Origin of the sequence: Kribbella sp., assembly GCF_035655035.1 — a bacterium.
Lineage (GTDB): Bacteria > Actinomycetota > Actinomycetes > Propionibacteriales > Kribbellaceae > Kribbella.
In genome coordinates, this window is sequence record NZ_DASRVN010000754.1 from 1 (window position 1) to 4,372 (window position 4,372).

The 4,372-nt window shown below is 69.7% G+C and carries 5 protein-coding genes; 2 read left to right on the plus strand and 3 right to left on the minus strand.

Translation table 11 applies throughout. The features are described 5' to 3' along the window. Window positions 1-48: 48 nt before the first annotated feature. Together VFF46_RS38405 and VFF46_RS38410 are read left to right on the plus strand one after the other, a co-directional pair. Entirely contained in the window at window positions 49-975 is a 927-nt protein-coding gene (locus VFF46_RS38405; RefSeq protein WP_325042198.1) for a GTP-binding protein LepA, read from the plus strand. Then, window positions 972-1,613: a helix-turn-helix domain-containing protein gene (locus tag VFF46_RS38410; RefSeq protein WP_325042199.1), complete on the plus strand. Its 642-nt coding sequence runs from the start codon at window positions 972-974 to the stop codon at window positions 1,611-1,613. The genes VFF46_RS38405 and VFF46_RS38410 overlap by 4 nt, the downstream gene beginning before the upstream one ends. Before the next feature lie 20 nt (window positions 1,614-1,633). Here VFF46_RS38410 and VFF46_RS38415 read toward each other — a convergent pair whose 3' ends face one another. The 3 genes from VFF46_RS38415 to VFF46_RS38425 all read right to left on the minus strand — a co-directional run. Next, window positions 1,634-2,401 (minus strand): NPP1 family protein, encoded by a 768-nt coding sequence (locus VFF46_RS38415; RefSeq protein WP_325042200.1) that lies wholly within the window; start codon window positions 2,399-2,401, stop codon window positions 1,634-1,636. 48 nt (window positions 2,402-2,449) lie between these two features. After that, the gene (locus tag VFF46_RS38420) at window positions 2,450-3,643 is read right to left on the minus strand and encodes an MFS transporter (protein ID WP_325042201.1); all 1,194 of its coding nucleotides are present in this window, start codon (window positions 3,641-3,643) and stop codon (window positions 2,450-2,452) included. Next, on the minus strand, window positions 3,643-4,372 hold a 730-nt coding region (locus VFF46_RS38425), incomplete at its 5' end, for an ADP-ribosylglycohydrolase family protein (RefSeq protein WP_325042202.1). The genes VFF46_RS38420 and VFF46_RS38425, both read right to left, overlap by 1 nt.

Below are 4,372 nucleotides of genomic sequence, written 5' to 3' on the forward strand. Positions count from 1 at the left end.
CCGGGGGGATCGAGCGCGCATCCCTGACGACCGAGCGAGGTGCCGCCTATGTCTTTGAGTGATCTGACCATCCCGCGCCGCCGGGCCCGCCGGAGGGAGGACTCCCGGCTGGCCGACCACGTCGACCGGCTCGGTGAGGAGCATCCGCCGATCCCGCTGGGCGGTGTCGACTACACGATGCGCAAACCGCAGCTGCTCGCCGAGCGCTTCGGCCCGGTGCTGGCCTACATGACCCGCGTCGAGCTAGAGGTCGAGCGCAACGTCCTGGAACTGAACATCCTGCTGCCCGACCCACCCGAGGTGGACCGGCACTTCTACGCCGACGTCTGGATGCCGCAGGAGACCCGCCACGGGCAGATCCTCGACAAGCTGCAGGGCCTGCTCGGGGTGGACCCGCACGAGGCGAACCTGGACGAGGTCTCCTTCAGCCTCAAGTTGCTCGGTGCGCTGGGCAAGGTTCCGGGCGTGCAGGACATCAGCCGGATGCTCTACTACCTGACCGGGCTGGCCACCGAGCGTTCCGCAGTGCTCGCCTACAACAAGCTGCATGCCGGCCTGGTCGAGCTCGGCGAGCGCGCCATCGCCGCCACGGTGGTCGCGCCGATCCGCCGCCAGGAGCCGGGCCACTTCGCCTACTACCAGATGGCCGCCCAGGAGTTGTGGGAGCAGATGTCGGGGTGGCAGAAGTGGCTGACGCGCGGGCTGCGGAAGCGTACGTTCGAAGTGACCGGTGCTTACAACAAGCGCCAGGTCACCCAGTTCGGGGACGTGATGGACAAACTGAAGCTCAGCGACGGCGGCGAGGCGGAGCTGCGCAAGTACGCCGAACAGGTCGGTCGGGCCGAACACGACCTGCTCTGGGCGCACCGCCACGGGCTGAAGGTGCCGGACTACGTCTTCAAGTCCCTCAAGCGGGCCGCCGTGCTCGCTGCTGAACGGAAAGGCGACGTCTGGCCCGCACCGCAACCCTCATGACCGCACCGGCGCACCACCACAGTCCCCGTCACCAGAGCCGGGCAACCAAACGGCAGGTCATCATCGAGACCGCCGAGCGGCTGTTCGCGGAGCACGGGTACGACGCGACGTCGACGGCCCGGATCGCGGCCGAGGCCGGCGTACCGTCCGGGCTGGTGTTCTACCACTTCGCGACCAAGGCCGACCTGCTGCTCGCGGTGGTGCAGGAGCGCTCGTCGCCGAGTGAGGTACTGCGGGCCGCGGCGCGCGGGCGGACCGTGCGCCGCCGGTTGCGGGCGATCGTCACGACGATGGCGGCCGAGCTGGAGAACGACCGCGCGGCCCGGATCATCGTGTTCCGGGAGGCGCAGGGCCGGCCGGAGATCGCGACCCGGGCGGCGGAGCTGTTCGCCGAGGCGACCGCGACCGTGGCCGACGTACTGGCCGGTGCGGACGACGTGGTCGCCGACCGTGCCCGGGTACAGGCGGCCGCGGAGCTGGTGGTCAGCCGGGTGTTCCTGGACACCGCCGCGCTGATCGGTGAGGAGCCGGGGCAGGTCGAGACCGCGACCAAGCGGCACGCGGCGATGATCGACCTGATCGCGGAGTCGTTGACCTGCGGTGTGCGCGTCCGGGGCGGACGCGCACACCGGGCCTGATCAGGGCTGATCAGGGCTGATCAGGCCCAGGGGTCGAACGGGATCCCAGACGGCTTGGAGGCGTTCAGCAGGTTGCGGAACCGGTCGTCCTTGTCGGTGATCTTGATCGTCGCGGACCCGAAGTCCGCGGTCATCAGCGTGTCGCGCAACGCCGTACTGGGGTAGCCGTTCCAGCCGACGAGCGGTGGGTAGCGCCAGTTGTGGTAGTGGTTCTCCGGCGGCTCGTCGTTGGTGTTCGCGAGCCGGAAGAAGTGCGTGCTCGCGCCGTCCTTGTGGTAGACGACCTTCGGGTGCGAGCCGTCGAACCGGACCTGCGAGCGGGTGTAGGTGACCTGGCTGGAGTGCTGGGTGGTGGTCACGTACTCGACCTGGTTGGTGGCCTGGTTGACCCAGGAGATCACGTGTTCCCAGTCGTGCCGGTGACCGCCGAGGCTGCTGCCCGGCAGTGCCTGGTCCTTCTCGAAGTAGCTGGCGTACACGATCGCGCACCAGCCGTTGTTGCACTTCTCCCGCGAGTAGGTCTGGGAGTTGTCGAGGTCGGACTGGTCACGGCAGTTGCCGTTCAGCGCGCCGGTCGGGTTGAGGCCCGGGTTCAGCGTGCCGTCCGGTCCGATCGCGGGGGTGGCGTAGCAGCCGTCGGTGTCGTAGTCGTACGCCGGCGAGAACGACTGCTCGTACCCGTCGGCGTTCTGGGGGAGGTGCTGCGGCGGTTCGGCGTACGCGAACGTGGCCGAGGTGATCATCAGGGCGGCGGTGCCGAGGACGACGCCGAGCGTTCGTCGGGGCATGTGTGCTCCTCACTTATTTCAGGGCGGTAAGGAACGTGCACACAGATCTTAGAGCCGCTCGCGTCTGCTCAGCGCGCTGAACGCGACGATCGAGATCGCGGTCAGGCAGGCGGGCACGAAGAAGACGTGCGGGAGGCCGATGGCGGCGACGCCGATGCCGCCGATGGTGCCGCCGATCGCGGAACCGAGCGGGATCGCGCTGAGGAAGATGCCGGAGGCCGTGCCGACGCCTTCGGGGTAGAGGCGCTGGGCGATCGTGACGCCGAGCGCGCCGACGCACGCCCAGAGGCCCGCGGTCAGGGCCTGGCCGAGGAACAGACCGGCGACCGAGGTGCTGAGCGCGTACGTGATGTTGCCGGCCAGGCCGAGTACGGCGCCGGCGGTCATCGCGCGCATCGCGCCGTACCGGTCCGCGAGCCGGGCGACGACCGGGAGCAGCAGGAGTTCGAGCAGCGGCTGGATGCCGATCACCGCGCCGCGGACCGTGTCGGAGACGTGCAGCTGATCGGCCATGTAGATCGGCAGGTAGCCGAACTTGATCGTGTCGCCGGTCATCGCGAGCACGCACACCGCGGTGAAGACCAGCAGCGGCAGCATGTGGTCTATCCGGCGCCGTTCCGTCGACGGGTCGCGATGCGGGTCGTCGTACCGCTCGACACGTTGCCTGCCGAGCGGGAGCACCTGGGCGAACACACAGACAGCCGTTGCCACCAGCAACGGTCGGAGCCCGAAGACCCCGCCGAACCAGCTGCCGAACACCGGGCCGAGGATCCAGCCGGTGGTGAACGCCATCCGGATCGTCGCGATCACCCGGTTCTCGGCGCGGGTCGGGTGTCGGCTGAGCTCGTCCCGGCAGGCCGCGAACAGCTGCGCCATCGAGCCGCCGGCGACGCTCAACGCGAGCGCGCTGATCACGAACGGCATCCACACGGCGGTCGACGCCGCCATCGCCAGCCACCCGGCCGCACCGATCACCGCGCAGACCCGGAACCACAGCAGCCGGTCGCGGGCCCGGTCGGACCAGCGGCCGACGAGGAACCCGGCGAGCGGCGCCGCCAGGTTCGTCACGTAGTACAAACCGGCCACCGGCAGCGGCGTGTGCAGCTCGCGGACCAGGAAGAGCGTCAGCTGCGGGGTCGCCGACGACACCCCGATACCGGCGACCAGCAGGGACAGGAACGCGGAGCGGTAGAACCGTGAGCGAAAGACGACGCCGAGAGCGGACTCCGACCGATCGAGCATCACCGTCGACGCTGCAGAGCGAGGCGTACGGTGCGGTCCGCGAGGTCCGAGATCCGGGCGTGGTCGAAGCCGAACAACGCGGACCGCGTCCGGTCCTCCAGCGGCGCGATCACGTGCTCGGGCAGGCCGCGGGTGCCGGTGAGTACGCCGAGCACCGAGCCGACCGTGGCGCCGTTCGAGTCGGTGTCCCAGCCGCTCATCACGACCCGGCCGACGCCGGTCATCCAGTCGCCCTCCGACCACAGCAACGCGGCCGCGACAATCGCGGCGTTGTTGATCGTGTGCACCCACGAGTAGTGCCCGTACCGCTTCTGGATGCGGCTCAGCGCGTCCTCCCACGTGACGTCGGAGGCATGCAAGGCCAGGACCTCCCGCAATGCCTCCGCGAGCCGCGACTCCGGCGGTACGACGGCTGTCGCGCGCTCCACGAGCTCGCGCGGCGAGGACGAGGTGAACGCGGAAGCGACCAGCGCCGCAGCCCACATCTCGCCGTAGATCCCGTTCCCGACATGCGACAGCGCGGCGTCCCGGTACGAGAGCCGCGCCGCGGACCACGGGTCGCCGGCGTGCACGTACCCGAAGACGTCTCCGCGGATCTGCGCGCCGATCCACTCCCGGTACGGGTTCCGCCGCCGCGCGACCTCCGGGACGGTGAACCCGTTGACCAGGTTCAGGTACGCCGCACGCTCGGCCGTGAACACCTGCCCGATCGGGAACAGCCGCGTCCAG